Here is an 18,191-nt window from a genome sequence, read left to right as displayed (position 1 = left end):
AATCATTTAGGACAAAACTAATATAATGAAGGTTCGCGGAACAAGCAAGCGAATCTCCTGATCGTCGATTCCGGGCCCGAACGTCTCGCTCCGGGCCAGGGGTGGGTCACTCGCGCGCGGGTCGAGATCCCCTGAGGGGGGTCGGGCCGGCCGAAGTCTGGCCCGGGGCGATCGGGTCGCCCGCATTCGGGGGATCGCTTGCGCCCTTTCCGAGGGTGCGGAGAAGCTGCGTCAGCCGAACCTGCTCGTCCGCGGTAAGGGCGGCCATGGCGTCGGCCAACGCGCGCGCGTGTTCAGGGAAGATGCGGTCCATCAGCTCCACTCCCTCGGCCGTGAGCGCCACGTAGCGCGCGCGCCGGTCCCCCGGGCACTCGCGGCGTTCGAGGAGCCCCCGGGCCTCCAGCCGATCCACGAGATAGGTGATCCCCCCGCTCGAGACGAGGATCTTCTCCCCGATCGCACCATGGAGGAGGGGACCCTTGTGGTAGAGCGTCTCGAGCACCGAGAACTCGGTGGCGGTGATCTCATGACGTCCGATGTCTTCCGCGGCGCGCGCATGCAGAGTCGCATGGGCCCGAGACAGGACCGTGAAGAGCTTGAGGGGCGTCTCGAACTCGGAGTCCACCGAGCCGGGCGGAGGCTCCTGACTGAAGGGGCTCTGGGCGGGGGAGCCCGGATGGGGGCGGTTCGTCTCGTCCATCATAGGAGGCGGCGGCGGAGGCCCGCCTTCTGAATCACGGTGGTGGCGATCTCTTCCACGGAGGCGTTCGTCGTGTTGTAGAAGGGGATTTCGTATCGTCGGAACATCGCCTCCGCCTCCTTCACCTCGAAGTTCACCTGTCGGGTTGAAGAGTACCGGCTGTCGGGGCGCCTTTCCTGCCGGATCCCCTTGAGGCGGACGGGATCGATCGTGAGGCCGAAGAGCCGCTCGCGGTGCTTGGCGAGGGCCGGCGGCAGCTTCCCGTCCTCCAGATCGTCCTCCGTCAGGGGGCAGTTTGCCGCGTGGATCCCGTAGTGGAGTGCGAGGTAGAGACAGGTCGGCGTCTTCCCGGAACGGGACACCCCGATCAGGACCACTTCCGCGCTTCCATAGTTTCTGGTGTTCACTCCGTCGTCGTTCGCGAGCGAGAAGTTCATCGCGTCGATACGCCGCGTATAGTCATCGTGGTCCTGCATTCCATGCGCGCGGCCGGCGGCATGTGCAGAGCGCACATCGAGCTCTCTCTCCAGCGGCCCGATGAATGCGTCGAAGAAGTCGAGGCACAGGCAGTCCGCCGTCTCGATGATCTCACGAACCTCATCGTCCACGAAGGAGCTGAAAACGAGCGTCTGAACTCCCGACGCGCGCGTGGCCTCGTTGATGCGCACGACCATTTCCCGGGCCTTGTCAGCATTGTCGATGAATGGCACCGTTACCCGCTGGAACTCGATCCCATTAAACTGCGTGAGAAGGCTGTGACCGAGCGTCTCGGCCGTGATTCCCGTCCGATCCGAGACGAAAAACACTGGCCGCACGCTGGGCCTCGGTGCGTCGTTCGGTTGTGCGTCACTCATAGAATAAAGAGGAAGCGACCGGAATCGTGAGTGCCTATGTCGTGGACCTCGCGACGCTCGGGATGAACGATCTCGAACGCGTGGGCGGGAAAAACGCCTCCCTTGGCGAGATGATCAGCCAACTCTCGGAGCTCGGCATCCGCGTTCCCGGCGGTTTCGCCACGACCGCCGAGGCGTACCGGGACTTTCTCGGGCAGGACGGCCTCGCGGACCGCATTCATGCGGCCCTCGACGCCCTCGACGCCTCCGATGTCGAGGCTCTAGCGGCCACGGGCCAGGAGATCCGCCAGTGGATTCTCGCCGCCCCCCTCCCCGGCAAGATCGAGCGTGAGATCAAGGAATTCTACGCCAAGATGCACGGCGACGGAACGGAGCACTCCGTCGCGGTTCGTTCGTCGGCCACGGCGGAAGACCTTCCTGAAGCCTCCTTCGCGGGCCAGCAGGAGACTTTCCTGAACGTGAGGGGAGTGGACGCGGTCCTGAAGGCCGTGCACGAAGTCTTTGCGTCGCTCTTCAACGACCGCGCGATCTCCTACCGCGTGCATCATGGCTTCGAGCACTCGGAGGTGGCGCTTTCGGCCGCGGTGCAGCGGATGGTCCGATCCGATCTCGGGGCGAGCGGCGTGCTGTTCACTCTCGACACGGAGTCGGGATTTCCCGACGTCGTCTTCATCACCGCGACGTACGGATTGGGGGAGCTCCTGGTCCAAGGCTCGGTCAACCCCGACGAGTTCTACCTCTACAAACCCGCACTGGAAAGAGGAGATCTCCCGATTCTTCGCCGGACGATGGGGACCAAGCTCGAGAAGCTCATTTACGCCGACGCGGACTTCGATGGAAAGTCGGTTCGGACGGTGCCGGTTTCCCCGGAAGATCGCCGCCGCTTCTCGCTTACCGACGAAGATCTGATCGAGCTTGCCCGCCAGGCGGTCACCATCGAGCGCCACTACGGGCGACCGATGGACATCGAATGGGGGAAGGACGGGGAGGATGGAACGCTCTATATCCTCCAGGCGCGCCCGGAGACGGTGAAGAGTCGCCCGGGCCAGTTCGTCGAGCGCTACACGCTCAGGACCCGCGGCAAGGTCATCATCGAAGGTCGGGCGATCGGTCAGCGTATCGGCGCCGGACCGGCGAGGATCGTCAAGAAGATCTCCGAGATGAAGCGGGTTCGGGACGGCGACGTTCTGGTCGCCGACATGACGGACCCGGACTGGGAACCGGTGATGAAGCGGGCTTCCGCCATTGTCACAAACCGCGGGGGGCGGACCTGTCATGCCGCCATCATCGCGCGGGAGCTCGGGATTCCCGCCGTGGTCGGATGCGGACACGCGACGGAGGAGATCCCCGACGGGCAGGGGGTGACCGTCTCCTGCGCGGAAGGGGACACGGGGTACATCTATGACGGGGAGCTCGACTTCGACCGGCAGGAGCTCAGCCTCGACGCGATGCCCGACATCCCGCTCGACATCATGATGAACGTCGGGAATCCGGACCGCGCCTTCGACTTCGCCAGCATCCCGAATCGAGGAATCGGGCTCGCCCGCCTCGAGTTCATCATCAATCGGATGATCGGCGTTCACCCCAAGGCCTTGATCAACCTGGACGATCAGACGGACGATCTGAAGGCGACGATCCTGGAGCTTACGGCCGGATACCCGGATCCGGTCAGCTACTACGTGGACAAGCTGGCTGAAGGGATCAGCACCCTCGCCGCCGCTTTCGCGCCGGAACCCGTCATCGTCCGGATGTCCGACTTCAAGTCGAATGAATACGCGAATCTCCTCGGGGGCGCGAAGTACGAGCCCGAAGAGGAGAACCCGATGCTCGGATTCCGTGGCGCGGCGCGTTACATCTCGGATGAGTTCCGGGACTGCTTCGAGTTGGAGGTGCGTGCGCTCAAGAAGGTTCGCGAGGAAATGGGACTCGACAACGTACAGGTGATGATTCCCTTCCTCCGCACTCTGGGAGAGGCGAAAAAGGTCACCGAGCTCCTCGCGGAAAAGGGGCTCCGGCGGGGAGAGCGGGGGCTCAAGCTCATCATGATGTGCGAGCTTCCCTCAAACGCCCTGCTGGCGGACGATTTCCTGGAATACTTCGACGGCTTTTCAATCGGCTCGAACGATCTGACCCAGCTCACCCTGGGTCTGGACCGGGACTCGGGGCTGCTCTCGCATCTTTTTGATGAGCGGGATCCTGCCGTTCTGGCATTGCTCTCCATGGCGATCCAGGCGTGTCGGCGGAAGGGGAAGTACGTCGGGATCTGCGGACAGGGCCCGTCCGACCACCCAGACCTCGCGAAGTGGCTCCTCGACGAGGGAATCGACAGCGTTTCGCTCAACCCGGACACCGTGGTCGAGACTTGGCTCCATCTCGCGGGTACTACGATCGGTGAGGCCGGAATCCGGGTTGACTGACACGGACGAACGATTTACCGTCCGCAACCCTGCGCGTCACCAGGGGAGGGTGCCGGGAGGCTGCCCGTTTCGAACCAGAAGGACAGCGGGGAACCAACAAGGGAAAAAATCATGAGATCCACGATTGGGTTGTTCTGGGTTGGCGCGCTCCTGATGGCGGGCTGTTCCACGACCTCCGGATCGGCACAGACCGCCGGGCCCGCCCCCGTGGACGAGGTGGCCGGGGGCGTCACGATCATGGACGGCGTGTTCACGACCGCCCAGGCCGATCGGGGACAACGAACGGCTCAGGCGAACTGCTTCGGTTGCCATTCCCAGAACGAATGGGCCAATCCGATGTTGTTGAGCGTCCGGTCCGGGCGGCCGATCGGCGACTTCGTCGAGAGCATTCGCATGACCATGCCCTACGACTCGCCCGGGAGGCTCACCCGCCAGGAGTACACGGACATCGTCGCGTACATGCTCAGGCTGAACCGCATTCCCGCCGGTGAAACCGAGCTGCCGAGCGACGAGGCCGGACAGGCGGCGATCATGGTGGTTCCAGCCTCGGACTGGACCGCTCGGGGGAAACGTTCTCCAAGCGGCCCACGGCCCGGCGCCGCGCGGAGTTTCGAAGTGGGGGAGCCCGCCGGCTCCCCCCCTTCTTTTTCGCCCTCGGGTCCTGAAACACTCCTCCCGGGACTCCGGCGTGGCGGTCCGGCCCCAAGGGGTTCCCCATGGCGGGAAAATCGCGCCGCTCCGATCCACTTCTCCAAGATCTGAGAGTCCGGGCATTCATTTTGTGACGCCCTTGTTGGACGAGTCTCAAACGGGGACGAGCGAGGTACGACTCTTGCAGTCCACGGGGACGACCCCCGGGCCGAAGGACCATCTTTCACCGCCGCCCTGGGCGAGCATGCAACCGACCGATCCGCCAACGGAGTCGAAGGATCGGATTCCCGGCCCCGCCGCCGGGGTGGAGGAAGCCCGTCCGCGCGGATCGGTCGGCGACTCGCCACCCGCGACCGATCCAGTCCCACCGCGACGGCGCGCCGCCCGGAGAGAGCTCGCGGGATCCGCTCCTTCGCCGACGGTTCTCATGGAGATTCCGTCCGCGCCTCCTCCCGGCCTCGTCACGAAGCTCGCAGCCTTGGTTCGGACGGCCACCGAGCGACTGACACGGGCGCGCAATCCCGGCAGCCATTCAAGGAGGGAGGCCTCGGCGCCGAACAACTCGGCGGCGGACGCGCACGCCGCCTATTTCTTCTTCGCGATTCCGCTGCGCGAGCGGCCGCTCCGGAACCTGCGCCGCCGCCTGGCGGAGGCGATCGATCCGGAGCGATGGGAACGCCTTCGAACGCTCCCCGAGGACGCACTCACCGGGCTCGCCAACGCATATGCCTGGTCCAGGGCGCGAAACCGGCTGGACGACGATCCGCAAGTGGACATCGTCACCGCGGACTTCATCGGCCTCAAGGCGGTAAACGATACCGGAGGCCACTAGGCGAGGAATCGCCTGATTCGCATGGTCGCCTCGATGATCGGGCGCGTAGCAGGTGAGATGCGGATCGATGCCAGGGGACTCTTCCGGGCCGGAGGGGACGAATTCGTGGTCGCCGTACCAGAGGGCCGCGGGAGGGACTTCGCGCGCCGTCTCGTGCGTGCGGTGCCGGCGCGGCAGATCCCCGGGACCCACTTCCAGACCGGCATTCGGACGGGCGTGGGACCCACCTTTCATGCCGCCAGTCACGCGATGACCGAGGCGCGCCTTCGCGAAGCCGCCAGGCACTACCGCGAGGTCCTAGCCGGCCCCGGCACCCGGGCGCCGGCCGAGGACGACGACGAGAAGCTTCCCTGATCGAGACCCGCTCCGGAAACCCACTCCACCCGGATAGTCGGGGAGAAAGGAGAGGAATCCTCCTTCTCCGTCGCTCGCCCTAAGCGGGTGAGGAGACTTCCGCGGGTGGGGCGGGTTCGGTCGGAGCTTCCGCGAGAAAGGCGCGGATCGCGAGGCCGTCGGGCCCGACCTCCACCTGGCTGTGCCGAGGGGCGCCCGGGTCCGGTTCCGGGAAGTCGGTGCGGAAGTGGCAGCCGCGGCTCTCGGTCCTCAAGAGCGCCGTGCGGGTGATCAGTCGTGCCACGAGAAGTAAGGGACGAACAGGTGGAGTCGAAAGGCGCCGCAGCTTCTCTTCGAGCGCGTCCAGCTCGGCCAGCGCGCTCTCGAGGCCCGCCGCGCTTCGAATGACGCCGACTTGTTCCCAGAGGATCGTGCGGACCCGAAGGACGGCCTCAGGTGCGAGGGGAGGCGCGTCGAAGGTGCCCATCGAACCGTTGATCCGTGGGTCCGAGCGGGTCCCCTGGGGCCCGAAGGATTGGGCGATGGCGCGCGCCATGGAGCGGGCGGCGCGGGGACCGAACACGAGTCCCTCGAGCAGGGAGTTGCTCGCCAGCCGATTCGCGCCGTGGACCCCGGAGGCCGACACCTCTCCGGCGGCCCAGAGCCCGCGAAGGGAGCTTCTCCCGTCCTCGTCCACCGCGATCCCTCCCATGTGGTAGTGAGCGGCGGGTGTCACGGGGACCAACTCGGAGTCGGGATTCACTCCGTGTGACCGGCAGAGGGCGTAGACTCCCGGAAAGGCTTCGGCCCCCTTTCCCCCGAGCGCCTTCCGGCAGTCCAGGAATACGGGGATTCCCTCCCGAATCCGGGCCCAGAGGGCCCTCGCCACCTTGTCGCGCGAGGCCAGCTCGTCGCCTTCGTCGGGATCCAGCACGGGTTCCCCGTGTTGATCCACGAGGCGGGCCCCGGCACCTCGGAGCGCCTCGGTCATGAGGGGAAGAGGGTCCGCATGCACGTTGAGGGCGGTGGGGTGGAACTGCACGAACTCGAGGTCCATGAGACGCGCGCCGGCGAACGCGGCCATCGCAAGGCCATCCCCGTTCAACCCCGGGGGCGAGGTCGTCTTGAGATAAGCCCGCCCGGCACCCCCCGTGGCGAGGAGGACCGCGGCGGCCTCAATGCGGACGAGATCGCCGGCGCCGTCGCGGGCGAGAACACCCTCGACCCTTCCGTTCCGCACGAGGAGCTCGAGCACCTCCACGTGCTCGGCGACCTCGATCGCGGCGGAGCCTTGTACCGCCTCGCGGAGCGCACGGGTGACCTCGGCTCCGGTGCGGTCTCCGCGTGCGTGGAGGATTCGTCGGCGAGAATGCGCGGCTTCGAGTCCGAGGGCGAGGCGTCCGGACGGTCCCCGGTCGAAGGCGGTGCCGATACGGATGAGCTCCCGAACCCGGTCGGGACCGTCACGCGTCAGAATCTCTACGAGCTCGGGACGCGCGAGGCCGGCACCCGCCGCGCGAGTGTCGTCCGCGTGCAGCTCGGGAGAGTCCGTGGGATCGAAGGCCACGGCGACTCCGCCCTGCGCCAGGGGGGAGGCGCCGTGGCCCCCGAGCGTTCCGCGAGTCGCGACCAGCGTTTTAGGGCGAAGAGGGTGGCGGCCGAGCTCCAGCGCGGCGGAGAGGCCGGCGACTCCCGAGCCCACCACGAGGACGTCCACTGCGCGGGGCCGTGGAGCGTGACGGGGAGCTGGGTCGGGGTCCCCTTGCGGGGCTTCGCTCATCCCCCGCTTCCCCGGCCGACGGCCAGCATCGCTTCAACGGCCCGGCGAGCGCGCTGGGCGACTCCGGAGTCCACCTCCACACGGTGCTCGAGGGTCTCCAGGGACCTGAGAATCCGGGGAAGGGTGATCCGCTTCATGTGCGGGCAAAGGTTGCATGGTCGGATGAACTCGACGTCCGGGTTCTCCGCCGCGACGTTGTCGCTCATGGAGCACTCCGTGATCATCGCGACCCGCACCGGCTTCTTCTCCTGGACGAAACGGGCCATCCCCGAGGTCGAGCCCACGTAATCGGCTTCGGCCAGGACGTCGGGCGGGCACTCCGGGTGCGCGAGAACGACGAGGTCCGGCGTGGCGCGCCGATATCTCCGGACTTCGTCCGCCGTGAAGCGCTCGTGTACCTCACAACGACCGTCCCACGGGATGATCTCGACCTTCGTCTGGCTGGCCACGTAACTCGCCAGGTATTCGTCGGGGAGGAAGATGACTTTTTTGGCCCCGAGGGATTCGACGACCTTCACGGCGTTCGAAGAAGTGCAGCAGATATCGCTCTCGGCCTTCACGTCGGCCGATGTGTTCACGTAACTCACGACGGGCGCGCCGGGGTGCCGGGCCCGCATCCGGCGGACGTCCGCGCCGGTGATGGACTCGGCGAGCGAGCAGCCGGCGCGGAGGTCCGGAATGAGCACCGTTTTTTCCGGGCTCAGGATCTTCGCGGTCTCGGCCATGAAGTGGACGCCGCAGAGGACGATCACGTCAGCGTCGGTCCTGGCCCCCTCCTGCGCCAGCCCGAGCGAGTCACCCCGATAGTCCGCGACCCCGTGGAAGATCTCCGTCGTCTGGTAGTTGTGCGCGAGGATGACCGCGTTCCGCTCTATCTTGAGCTGCTCGATCCGGTGGATGTAGGGCGCGTGAAAAGGCCATTCGACTTCGGGAATGACTCCTCGCAAACGCGAATAGAGCTCCGCGGTCGCTCGCGCGATTTCCGGCGTGTACTCGAGCGGCTCGGCAACCGTTGTGGAGGCACTAGCTGGCATCTCGGCTCTCTTATACTCAGTGTGAGCATATCAGGGCGAAAAAAAACCGCCACATTTCTGTTACCCTACCGGACATTGGGAGGTTCGTCAACAAGGAAAACCGAGGATCGGGGGGGGGCCTTCGCGCCTCCTGTCGCGGCGCCCTGTTAGTCCCTCAACGCCCTCCTGGGAGCCGCATCCCCGGCGCCCGGCGCTCCTTCAAAACTTCCCGGCGGAATCGGAAGAGCTCGGCGGGCCTCCCTCCCGTCTTCTGGTCGAATCTTCTCGTTCCCTCGACGAGACCCCCGCTCTCCACGAGCCGGCGAAAGTTCTGCTTGTGTAACCGGATTCCCGAAAGAGCTTCGACCACGAGCTGGAGGCGGAGAAGGGTGAAGGTGTCGGGAAGGAGCTCGAAAACGACAGGACGATAACGAAGCTTGCCCCGAATGCGCCCGAGCCCCGTGGCCAGGATGCGGCGATGATCGAGCCCCATGGCCCGGCCGAGCGACTCGGTGGCGATGTCGTGCTTCTCGTGAGGCCGAACCCTCCCCGATTCGGCGACCAGCCCGATCTCGTAAAGAAGCTCGTAACGCTCCAAAACGCGGTCTCCGTCCCACCCCGACCCCTCCAGCCCAAAGGCGATCCCGGCCCGCTGTCGCCGTTCTTCTTGCCGCGGACCCTTCGGCACGGCGCGCATCCAGGCTTGGAGTGCCGGCGCGATGACATCGGAGATCACTGGGTGTGCGCCGGCGCGCCGATCTTCCCAGGGGAAATAAGCGTAACAGTCGCGCCAACGCGCCCGCGACGACCCGGATGGGCGCGCCTCCCGCATCAGCGCGAGGTACGCGACGGAGATAACTCTCGGCCCGGCGGAACGGCCTCTCCCGACCCGGTCACGGTCCCCGAACGTATAAAGCTGCTCGGCGTAGCCGATTTCGAGCCCGGTTTGCTCGCGCACCCACCCCCGCAGCGTCAGCTCCAGCGTTCGGTCGCCCGCCGGGTCGAGCGGGCCGTAGGGAAGGAAATCAGGTGCAGGCTCCGGATTGGCGCCTTCCACAGGGCTCCCGGCCGGCACCATGCCGGATAGCGTCAAGATGCGAGGGCTCTCCTTGGTGACGGCGACGATCACCGCGGTCAACCCCACCCTGATCGGGGGATTGGATCCCCCGAATTCCGCCACGACCGCCCTTCCGCTCCGGGAATCTCTGGACAGTTGAACCCCTCCCGATTCTTTTAACGGTGCGTAGTCCGCCTCGATCCCCTTCGAGAGGCCGGACGTTGGAAGACTGGAAGAACGGTTCGCCGACCGCGCTCCGCGGGTCGGACGGACCGATGCTTTCTCTCAAGACGAGGCACCTATGTTCGAGATGCAACGTTCGTTTTGCCACCCGCGGTCCCTCGTGAGAGTTCCGAGAGCCGTTTCAGGTCCCGTTTCCGCGGCGCTCTCGCTCTGGCTCCTCGGCGCCGCGCCGGCCGCCGCACTGCAGATTGCTCCCGCAGACACCATTCCGCTCGCTCCCGTCGAGGTGTCGGTACTCCGGACCCCTCTGCTCGAAACCGCCTCTCCGCTCGCGATCGCGACCTTGAGCGGGGAGGACCTCCAGCGGGGGCGCAGCGGATTCTTCCTCGATCAGGCGCTTTACGGGCTCCCCGGCGTCCAGGTGCAGAACCGGTACAATCCCGCGGTCGGTGAACGTGTGGCGATCCGCGGATTCGGGGCGCGGGCGCAGTTCGGCCTCCGCGGAATTCGCGTCATCGTGGATGGGATCCCGGCGACACTTCCGGACGGCCAGAGCAGCTTGGACCACCTCGACGTTGGATCGCTGGAACGTGTCGAGGTAATTCGGGGCCCCGCCTCCGCCCTCTTCGGGAACGCCTCCGGCGGAGTCCTCTCCTTCACGACGAGGGGTCCGGCCCTGACACCCTACAATCTCGAGGTGACGGGGGTGACCGGGAGCGATGGTCTTTACCGCGGCCAACTCACGGCATCCGGAACGGTGAACGGCACCGGGTACATCTTCGCGATCTCGGGCCAGACCTGGGACGGTTACCGGAATATCGCCCCGGCGTCTCCGCGCGTGGATACCCTCGGCACGTCGTACGGCAGTTCCGAGCGCTTCGGCCTGAATGCCCAGCTTTCTCGAGGCATGGCGGGCGGAGAGCTCAGCCTGACGGCGAACCTGGTGGATCTGGACGCCGAGAGCGCGGGTTCGAAAGCGGGGAACTTCGCGCCGGAGGTCTTCCGCGAAATCGCCGATACCTATCTTCGGTTTCGCACGGGGAAGACGCTGAAACAGCAGCAGGTAGGCCTCCGCTGGCAGGGGCCGCTCGGAGCCGCGCTGGAGGGAGACTTTTCCCTTTACGGCGTCCACCGGACGATCAACAACCCGATTCCGAGCGACATCATCGATCTTTCGCGGAACGGCGGAGGCGTGCGCGCGCAACTCGGAAGCACGATCGCGAGCGCGCTCGGCGACCTGCGTTGGCGTGGGGGCGTCGAGTACGACCTCCAGGACGACGACCGCTCGGAGGTCGTAGTGGAGTTCCAGTCCGGACTCCCCTTGGACGAGCCCTACCTCGATCAGGCAGAGGAGGTCTCGAGCATCGGCGCCTTCATCCAGGGCACGCTTGAGCTCCCCGGAGGCGCGGTTGCGCTCGCCGGCCTCCGCTACGACCGCCAGGAGTTCACCGCGACGGACCGGGTCCCGGTGACACCGGAGAACCCCGACGACTCCGGAAGCCGCACCCTCGACGCCATCAGCCCCTCCATCGGCGTCAGCGTTCCCGCCGGACCCTCCCTCACATTCTTCGGATCCATCGGGACGGTATTCGAAACGCCGACGACCACGGAGCTCGCGAACCGGCCCGACGCGGCGGGAGGATTCAATCCCGATCTCGATCCCATGAAGGGTGAGTCCTACGAAGCGGGGCTCCGGGGCGCGATCGGCAACTCGGCGACCTTCGAGGTCACGACCTATCAGACGGATCTGCGAAACGAGCTCGTGCCCTTCGAGGTCGAAGGCTCCCCCGGCGTGACATTCTTCCGCAATGCGGGACGCTCGCGCCACCGGGGCGTGGAGGCGAGTCTCGCCTTCGCGAGCGCCGACGGTGTCTTCCGCCAGAATGTCACCTACAGCTACACCAACGCCCGATTCCGCGCCTACGAGTTGGGCGACGAGAATCTCGCCGGCAACCAAATTCCGGGAGTCGCTCCGCAGAGGCTTCAGGCGGTCACTCGGGTGAGCCCGGATCCATTCTGGGTCGATGCCGCGTGGACCTATTCGGACGAGGTCGTGGCGAACGACCTGAACACCGCGTCCGCTCCGTCTTACATGATCGTGGACCTCCGCGCGGGGGTGTCCGACCTGGTGGTCGGGAACCTGAGCCTCTCGCCCTGGGTCGCGGTCATCAATGTGGCCGACAAGGACTACATTGCGTCGGTCGCCGTGAACGCCTTCGGGAGCCGCTTTTACGAACCCGGTCCAGACCGCTCGCTTCAGGTCGGTCTCACCGCGAAGTGGGGAGGCGGCAACTAGGGGAAGTGGCAACTAACGGAGCGCCCTTCGGAGGGAGAGTCGAGGAACGACGGGGGTGTGGGGCCCCCGCCCCCACACCCCCGATTCATTTCCGACTCCAGGGTTCCCAAGCCGGAGCCGAACGAAACCCGGCTGTCCACTCTCCCGTTACTCCCTGCCGCGACAGGACGGAAGCGGCTAAAATTAAGGGCTACGCCCCACGCAACCGCGCGGAGGGCGGCGCCGATCCGGTGAGTCCGACTTCGGCGCGCACATTCGGGGGTCGAAGGGCCGGAATATGTCCATCAGGAACGTCGCGATCATCGCGCACGTGGACCACGGGAAGACGACTCTCGTGGACAAGATGCTCCGCCAGGCGGGAATCTTCCGGGATAACCAGGCGATGCAGGAGCGCGTGCTCGACTCGAATCCGCTCGAGCGCGAGCGCGGCATCACCATCCTTTCCAAGAACACAGCAGTCTACTGGCGGGGTCTTAAGATCAACATCGTGGATACCCCGGGTCACGCCGACTTCGGGGGGGAGGTGGAGCGGATTCTCCGGATGGTGGACGGAGTCCTGATCCTCGTGGACGCCGTTGAGGGCCCCATGCCCCAGACCCGCTTCGTGACGCGCAAGGCACTCGAGCTGGGGCTGATGCCGGTCGTCGTGATCAACAAGGTGGATCGCCCTGCCGCTCGCCCGAAGGAAGTGCACGACGAAGTCCTCGAGCTCTTCATGGAACTGGAGGCGTCGGACCGTCAGCTCGACGCTCCTTTCCTCTATGCCTCCGGGTTGCAGGGGTGGGCCGCGACGAAGCCGGACGAAGATGGCACGGACCTGGTTCCCCTCTTCGACGCCATCAAGAACACGGTCCCCGCTCCGTCGGGGGACGCCTCCCGTCCCTTCCAGATGCTCGTCTCCACCCTCGACCACTCGTCTTACTTGGGAAGGATCGCGATCGGGCGCATTGAGGGGGGAAGGGTACGAGTCGGAGACTCGGTCGCCCTCCTGCCTTACGGCGACCCAGGCCGTGTCCCGGACGAAGAAGGCGTGGAGGCCCGCGTATCGAAACTCTTCGCCTTTCGGGGGCTCGAGAGGATCGAAGTACAGGAAGCTTCCGCGGGGGATATCATCGCGCTCGCCGGCCTCGAGGGGGTGGAGATCGGGAAGACGCTCACCGATCCCGCGCACCGCGAGCGGCTATTGGGGATCCAGGTCGAGGAGCCCACCCTTTCCGTGGACTTCACGGTGAACAACTCCCCCTTCGCGGGACGGGCCGGAAAATTCGTGACCACCCGGCAGGTTCGTGAGCGTCTATTCCGGGAGCTCGAGCGGAACGTCGCCCTCCGGGTCGAGGACACCGACCAGACCGATACCTTCCAGGTTTCCGGGCGTGGCGAGCTCCATCTCTCGATCCTCATGGAAACGATGCGGCGCGAGGGGTACGAGTTTCAGGTTTCTCGCCCACGGGTGATCACGAAGCGCGACCCGGCAGGGAACCGGCTCGAGCCCTACGAGGAAGTCCTCATCGACGTTCCCGAAGCCATGGTCGGGATCGTCATGGAGAAGATGGGGCCGCGCCGCGGAGAGCTCCTCGAGATGCGCCCGTCCGTGGAGTCCACGACGCGCCTGCGTTTTCGTATTCCGGCGAGGGGGCTCTTCGGCTACCGCTCCGAGTTCCTGACCGACTCGAGAGGACTCGGGATCCTGAACCACCACTTCCTCGAGTACGGGCCCTGGGCGGGACCGATCACCGGCCGCCGGCGCGGCGTCCTCGTGGCCGACCGCCAGGGGGAGACGATCCCCTATGCGCTTTTTAGTCTCCAGGAGCGCGCGACGATGTTCGTGAAACCCGGAGACCCGGTTTATCCCGGAATGATCGTGGGCGAACACGTCCGCCCCGGGGATCTCGACGTGAACGTGTGCAAGGAGAAAAAGCTCACGAACATGCGGGCGTCGGGCTCGGACGAAAATGTGCGCCTCGAGCCCGCGCGGATCCTCACTCTGGAGCTCGCGCTCGAGTTCATCGAAGACGACGAGCTCATCGAGGTCACACCCGACGGGCTACGGCTCCGGAAGCGTCAGCTCGATCCCAACGCACGCAAGAAGACGCTGAGGGCCACCGCATCGCAACAGGCGTGACCGATGCCGGTCCTCTTCAAGGATCTCGTTCCGGAAAACACACATCCGTTGAACATGGTCGAGGTGGCCGACGCGAGCGAAGTCGCCGCTTACAGTCTCGACCGGCCGCCCCTCTTCGAAGTGTACATGCGGATGGCGGAGGATCTCGCCAAGCGCAGCACCTGCCGCCGCCTTTCGGTGGGAACGGTGATCACCGATCCGATGCTCGAAAACGTCGTCGCGATCGGGTACAATGGAAACGTGCGGGGCTTTCCGAACGATTGCGACTCCCCGATCCCCGGGGCGTGCGGGTGTATCCACTCGGAGATGAACGCCCTCGTGAAGGCCCCCGGCCTTCTGCACGACAAGGTAGTCTTTGTCACCGCGTCGCCCTGCGTCATGTGCGCGAAGCTCATGGTTCAGGCCCGGGTGGCGCACCTCTTTTACCGGGAGCCGTATCGCGACGCCGACGGGCTGGCCGTCCTCGGGCGGGCCGGGGTCGTCGCGGTCCGCTACGATCGATGGCGAGACTCCTGGCGTGACCCACCAGCCCCGCCCCTCTGACGACGCACGGGCCGCGGCGTCAGCCTCGCACGGTGTCTACGAGCATGAGGGCCAACAGGAGCGGCTGGTAGGCGAGCGAGCCCAGGAAGACTCTCCGCACCGCGCGGCGCGACATCTCCCCGCGCGCGACGACCGCGAATCCGAGGAGCATGGCCCCGAGTGCCAGCGCACCGACGAGGTAAATGGTTCCGGTCAATCCGAGCGGAGTGGGAAGGAGGCTCACCGGGATGAGGGCGGAAGCATACAGAATCATGTGGCGACCGATGGTCCTTCCTTCGGGATCCGCGGGCGGCGCCATGAGGAACCCGGCCCGGGCATAGTCCTCTCGGAGGAGCCAGGCGAGGGCGAGCACGTGCGGAATCTGCCAGAGGAATCCGATTCCGAAGAGCACTAGGGCTCCGAGGGTCACCTCTCCGGTCGCCGCGCTCCACCCGATCAGGGCCGGCATGCCCCCGGGGATGGCTCCCGCGAGGGTGGCCGCGTACGAGCGGGACTTGAGCGGGGTATAAATCAGATTGTAGGCCGCGGCCGAGACGAGAGTGAGAAGTGCGGGGAGGGTGCCGACGGTCACCCAGAGCAGGGAGGCGCCCGCGGCGACCAGGACGAGGCCGAAGGCGAGCGCATCCCTCGGGCGAATGCGGCCCGAGGGGAGCGGGCGCCGGCGGGTCCGGTCCATCAGGGCGTCGAGGTCCCGCTCGGCATATTGGTTGAGGGCCAGGGCGCCGGCGCTGGCGAGAAGCATCCCCGCGAGGGTGTAAAGGACGGGGAGGAAGTCCGCGCGCCCCGCGGTCGCCACGTAATAAGAGACCCCGGCGGTCATCATCGCGAAGCCGGCGATCCCTGGCTTCGTGAGCTCGTAATACGAACGCGCGAGTGACGGGGCGGCCCGATCGGCGGTGTGTTCTTGCGTGGGCACGGGGTCCGAGATTCCGGTTCGAAGCCTCGATGGGCCCTGGCCGGCTGGGGAAGGTGTGGGGGTCGGGACGCGGATGATCGAAGTTGCCCGGCGGCCCAGCGGCGCGCAAGCGCCGATCGGACGGCCTCGATTCACGTTCGAGGCGTGGAATCCGGGGAGTGCGCGGGGCAGCGCACGGAAACCCTTGGTGGGGCTCGGTCGTACTACAGGGAACCGGCCTTCATGCGGCGGCCGGGGATGTCCGGAGGATGAGGGCGACCCACCCGGCCCGGCCGGACGACGGAGCGATGATGGACGATGCCACCGAGCGCCAACAGGACGCGGGGAGCCGACGGTCGCGCGAGCGCGCCGTGTGGTGGCTCGCGCTCCTCGCTTCCGTGGTGATCCATGTGCTCATCTTCTTGTTGAGCCCGATCTGGAACAATCCCTTCGACTCCGACGGAGCGGCCGGTCCGGACAACGCCAATGACCGGGCCGCGCCTGGAGTCCTCCAGGCCGTCTCGATGGGATCCCCGCCACCGGCGATCCCACAACCACCCCTCATCCCCGTTCCCGACGTCGTCCTTCCGGAACCGGAGGTCATCCTCCCCGAAGTACCGGAGGAGTTGGAACCCGCGGTACCGGACATCCTCGATCCCGGGGTCGGGACAGGGACGGGCGTCGATCGGCTCGACGCCGGGGACAGTGGGCAGCCGGGAGCCACCGGGCTCGGGGACGCCGGGCAGGGCGCCGATGGCATCTCACGGTTGATCCCCCCCTCCCCGCGCGGAATGATCATCCCGCCCACGAACCGCGAACTACGGGGCAGCGAGATCGAGGTTTGGGTATTCGTGAACGAGCAGGGGCGCGTTGTTGCGGACTCCACTCAACTTCGGCCGCCGACCTCGGACCGTCGCTTTAATGAGCAGCTGACACGCGAGGCCGCCCAGTGGGTCTTTAATCCGGCCCGGGAGAACGGCGTCCCCGTCGCGGCCTGGTTTCCCTACGTGATCGGGATGGAGTAAAGGGGCGGATACGAGAAATCCCCGAGGCCGACGGACGGGCCGCCGACCTCGGGGGTTGAATCTCTGCGATCGCTGAGGCCGGTCAGGCTTCCGGTTTCGGCACCGCGGTGAACGTCCCCGTGCCCAGTCCTTCGAGATCGAACGTCCCCTTGAGGGCGGTCGCGCTTTCGATCTCCCCGGCGTAGGTCACCGGGACCATCTGACCGAGCCCCGGATCCACCGAAAAGGTGAACGTGAACATGTTTCCCTCGACCGTCCCGGTGAAGTCCGCCTCGCCCAGCGTTTCGGACGAGTAGTGTCCGGTGAGCGCGTTCCCTTCCTGGACGATCGTCACCGTGGGCGTCCCGCCGCCTCCCTCGACCACCACATCGAAGAGCCATGTGCCCGAGATGTTCGGCGCCTGAGCATGCACGCCGCCCGCCGTCGCGAGCGTCAGGACGAGCCCGGCCACCGCCGCTCCAGTCCAACGATTAAGCCTCCTCCTCATACCTTCCTCCTTCCGTGTGTTCGTTTCGCTGCGGATTCCAAATCCGTCTAACGAGTTTGGTAACCCTCAGGCCCCGAATTAGTGCCCTCCGAAGGGGACCCGAGCCCCGTCGCCAGCGCATCCCAGTCGGCGGCGTCGAGCCAGTGCCCGGTCTTATGCCCCCACTTCGTCAGGGAAGACCGGAGGCGGCCGGCCATTCGGGAGAGGGAGCGATCCTTGGCGCCGACACCGACGCGGCAGCGGTCGAGGTCTATGAGATAGATCCGTGGCGCCATGGAAGAGTTCCGGACCAAGAGATTCTTCGCGTTCAGGTCCCGGTGGTATCCCCCCACTTCGGCGAGCCGGCGCACGAGGGAGCCGGACTCGTGGAGAATCTCGCGTTGCCGGGTGGCCGCCGAGGCGTTGGACCGTGGTTGAAAGAGGAACTCGACGAGGTCCGTCGCGTCGGGAACGAGCTCGGTCGCCAGGTCGGCCCGGTAGAAAGGGCCCGCGCGGTACACCGCCAGAGCGAGGATTCGTGGCGTTGGGACCCCAAGCCGGCGGAGTCCCTCACTCGCCGCGAGCTCGCTGAGAGGGCGGGGAGAGCCGAGGTGAAGGTACCGGTCGCCGAGAAACGAGGCGACCGCTCCCCCGCGGGTGTAACGGCGCACGGCCCATGCGGTGTCTCCCCGCCGCACCACGAAGACCGGCGCGCGTCCCGTGAGCTTCGTGGCTCCGCCGGCGTCCCGGCGAGCGGCAGCATGGAGCGTCCCGCACGTCCCCAGGGCCCCGCGCACCCATTCCTCCAGCTCGGGGCGCGCCCAGGCACGGAGGCGCGACCCGGGGATCTCGCGAAAGGCCGGGGGGGGGGAGGGGGCTCGGGAACCGATCATCGTGGTCCATGGGGGCATCGGTCCTGGCGGTCCGGCGACAGGCGGCTGGCGGACCCGGGTTCGGCGCGGAATGTAACAGGGAAAGTGTACTTCCACTCCGGTCTGCTTGGCCCTCCTCCGCTACCCGCGGT

Annotated in this window: 17 protein-coding genes; 9 read left to right on the top strand and 8 right to left on the bottom strand. The window is 66.4% G+C overall.

Annotated features, from left to right (window positions below; translation table 11 throughout):
- Positions 1-106 precede the first annotated feature (106 nt).
- Together WEG36_08510 and WEG36_08505 are read right to left on the bottom strand one after the other, a co-directional pair.
- On the bottom strand, positions 107-625 hold the full coding sequence (locus WEG36_08510; protein ID MEX1257645.1) for a MarR family transcriptional regulator: 519 nt from the start codon (positions 623-625) through the stop codon (positions 107-109).
- Positions 626-699: 74 nt separating this feature from the next.
- Positions 700-1,554 carry a pyruvate, water dikinase regulatory protein gene (locus tag WEG36_08505; GenBank protein MEX1257644.1) on the bottom strand — a complete coding sequence of 285 codons (855 nt, stop codon included), beginning with the start codon at positions 1,552-1,554 and terminating at the stop codon, positions 700-702.
- A 26-nt stretch (positions 1,555-1,580) separates the two neighbouring features.
- Between WEG36_08505 and ppsA the strand changes: the two genes are divergently transcribed.
- The 4 genes from ppsA to WEG36_08485 all read left to right on the top strand — a co-directional run bounded on the left by ppsA (position 1,581) and on the right by WEG36_08485 (position 5,808).
- The gene (gene ppsA, locus WEG36_08500) at positions 1,581-3,971 is read left to right on the top strand and encodes a phosphoenolpyruvate synthase (GenBank protein MEX1257643.1); all 2,391 of its coding nucleotides are present in this window, start codon (positions 1,581-1,583) and stop codon (positions 3,969-3,971) included.
- Positions 3,972-4,082: 111 nt separating this feature from the next.
- Positions 4,083-4,733, top strand: coding sequence for a cytochrome c (locus WEG36_08495; GenBank protein MEX1257642.1), 651 nt, complete (start codon positions 4,083-4,085; stop codon positions 4,731-4,733).
- A gap of 316 nt (positions 4,734-5,049) precedes the next feature.
- A complete protein-coding gene (locus tag WEG36_08490) occupies positions 5,050-5,454 on the top strand; it encodes a hypothetical protein (protein MEX1257641.1) in 405 nt (134 codons plus the stop codon).
- Positions 5,455-5,475: 21 nt separating this feature from the next.
- Positions 5,476-5,808, top strand: coding sequence for a hypothetical protein (locus tag WEG36_08485; protein MEX1257640.1), 333 nt, complete (start codon positions 5,476-5,478; stop codon positions 5,806-5,808).
- A 79-nt stretch (positions 5,809-5,887) separates the two neighbouring features.
- Here the strand turns inward: WEG36_08485 and WEG36_08480 are convergent, their stop codons facing one another.
- From WEG36_08480 to WEG36_08470, 3 genes are all read right to left on the bottom strand, one after another.
- Positions 5,888-7,567, bottom strand: a complete 1,680-nt coding sequence (locus WEG36_08480; protein ID MEX1257639.1) for an L-aspartate oxidase — start codon at positions 7,565-7,567, stop codon at positions 5,888-5,890.
- The gene (nadA, locus tag WEG36_08475) at positions 7,564-8,601 is read right to left on the bottom strand and encodes a quinolinate synthase NadA (protein MEX1257638.1); all 1,038 of its coding nucleotides are present in this window, start codon (positions 8,599-8,601) and stop codon (positions 7,564-7,566) included. The genes WEG36_08480 and nadA overlap by 4 nt, the downstream gene beginning before the upstream one ends.
- Positions 8,602-8,755: 154 nt before the next feature.
- Positions 8,756-9,673, bottom strand: a complete 918-nt coding sequence (locus tag WEG36_08470; GenBank protein ID MEX1257637.1) for a hypothetical protein — start codon at positions 9,671-9,673, stop codon at positions 8,756-8,758.
- Position 9,674: 1 nt separating this feature from the next.
- Between WEG36_08470 and WEG36_08465 the strand changes: the two genes are divergently transcribed.
- From WEG36_08465 to WEG36_08450, 4 genes are all read left to right on the top strand, one after another.
- Positions 9,675-9,797 (top strand): hypothetical protein, encoded by a 123-nt coding sequence (locus tag WEG36_08465; protein ID MEX1257636.1) that lies wholly within the window; start codon positions 9,675-9,677, stop codon positions 9,795-9,797.
- Between the two features lie 183 nt (positions 9,798-9,980).
- Positions 9,981-12,116, top strand: a complete 2,136-nt coding sequence (locus WEG36_08460) for a TonB-dependent receptor (GenBank protein ID MEX1257635.1) — start codon at positions 9,981-9,983, stop codon at positions 12,114-12,116.
- A gap of 277 nt (positions 12,117-12,393) precedes the next feature.
- A complete protein-coding gene (typA, locus tag WEG36_08455) occupies positions 12,394-14,238 on the top strand; it encodes a translational GTPase TypA (GenBank protein MEX1257634.1) in 1,845 nt (614 codons plus the stop codon).
- 3 nt (positions 14,239-14,241) lie between these two features.
- A complete protein-coding gene (locus WEG36_08450; GenBank protein MEX1257633.1) occupies positions 14,242-14,781 on the top strand; it encodes a deaminase in 540 nt (179 codons plus the stop codon).
- 19 nt (positions 14,782-14,800) lie between these two features.
- Here the strand turns inward: WEG36_08450 and cyoE are convergent, their stop codons facing one another.
- On the bottom strand, positions 14,801-15,697 hold the full coding sequence (gene cyoE, locus WEG36_08445; protein ID MEX1257632.1) for a heme o synthase: 897 nt from the start codon (positions 15,695-15,697) through the stop codon (positions 14,801-14,803).
- A gap of 248 nt (positions 15,698-15,945) precedes the next feature.
- Between cyoE and WEG36_08440 the strand changes: the two genes are divergently transcribed.
- Positions 15,946-16,701 carry a hypothetical protein gene (locus tag WEG36_08440; GenBank protein ID MEX1257631.1) on the top strand — a complete coding sequence of 252 codons (756 nt, stop codon included), beginning with the start codon at positions 15,946-15,948 and terminating at the stop codon, positions 16,699-16,701.
- Between the two features lie 82 nt (positions 16,702-16,783).
- Here the strand turns inward: WEG36_08440 and WEG36_08435 are convergent, their stop codons facing one another.
- Complete coding sequence (locus WEG36_08435) at positions 16,784-17,188, bottom strand: hypothetical protein (GenBank protein MEX1257630.1); 405 nt, start codon at positions 17,186-17,188, stop codon at positions 16,784-16,786.
- 47 nt (positions 17,189-17,235) lie between these two features.
- Positions 17,236-18,060 carry a lipopolysaccharide kinase InaA family protein gene (locus WEG36_08430; protein ID MEX1257629.1) on the bottom strand — a complete coding sequence of 275 codons (825 nt, stop codon included), beginning with the start codon at positions 18,058-18,060 and terminating at the stop codon, positions 17,236-17,238.
- Between the last annotated feature and the right edge of the window lie 131 nt (positions 18,061-18,191).

It is taken from the genome of Gemmatimonadota bacterium, assembly GCA_040882465.1.
Lineage (GTDB): Bacteria > Gemmatimonadota > Gemmatimonadetes > Longimicrobiales > Gaopeijiaceae > JBBEBG01.
The sequence above is the reverse complement of the archived record's forward strand: the minus strand, read 5'-3'. Positions and strand labels throughout refer to the sequence as shown.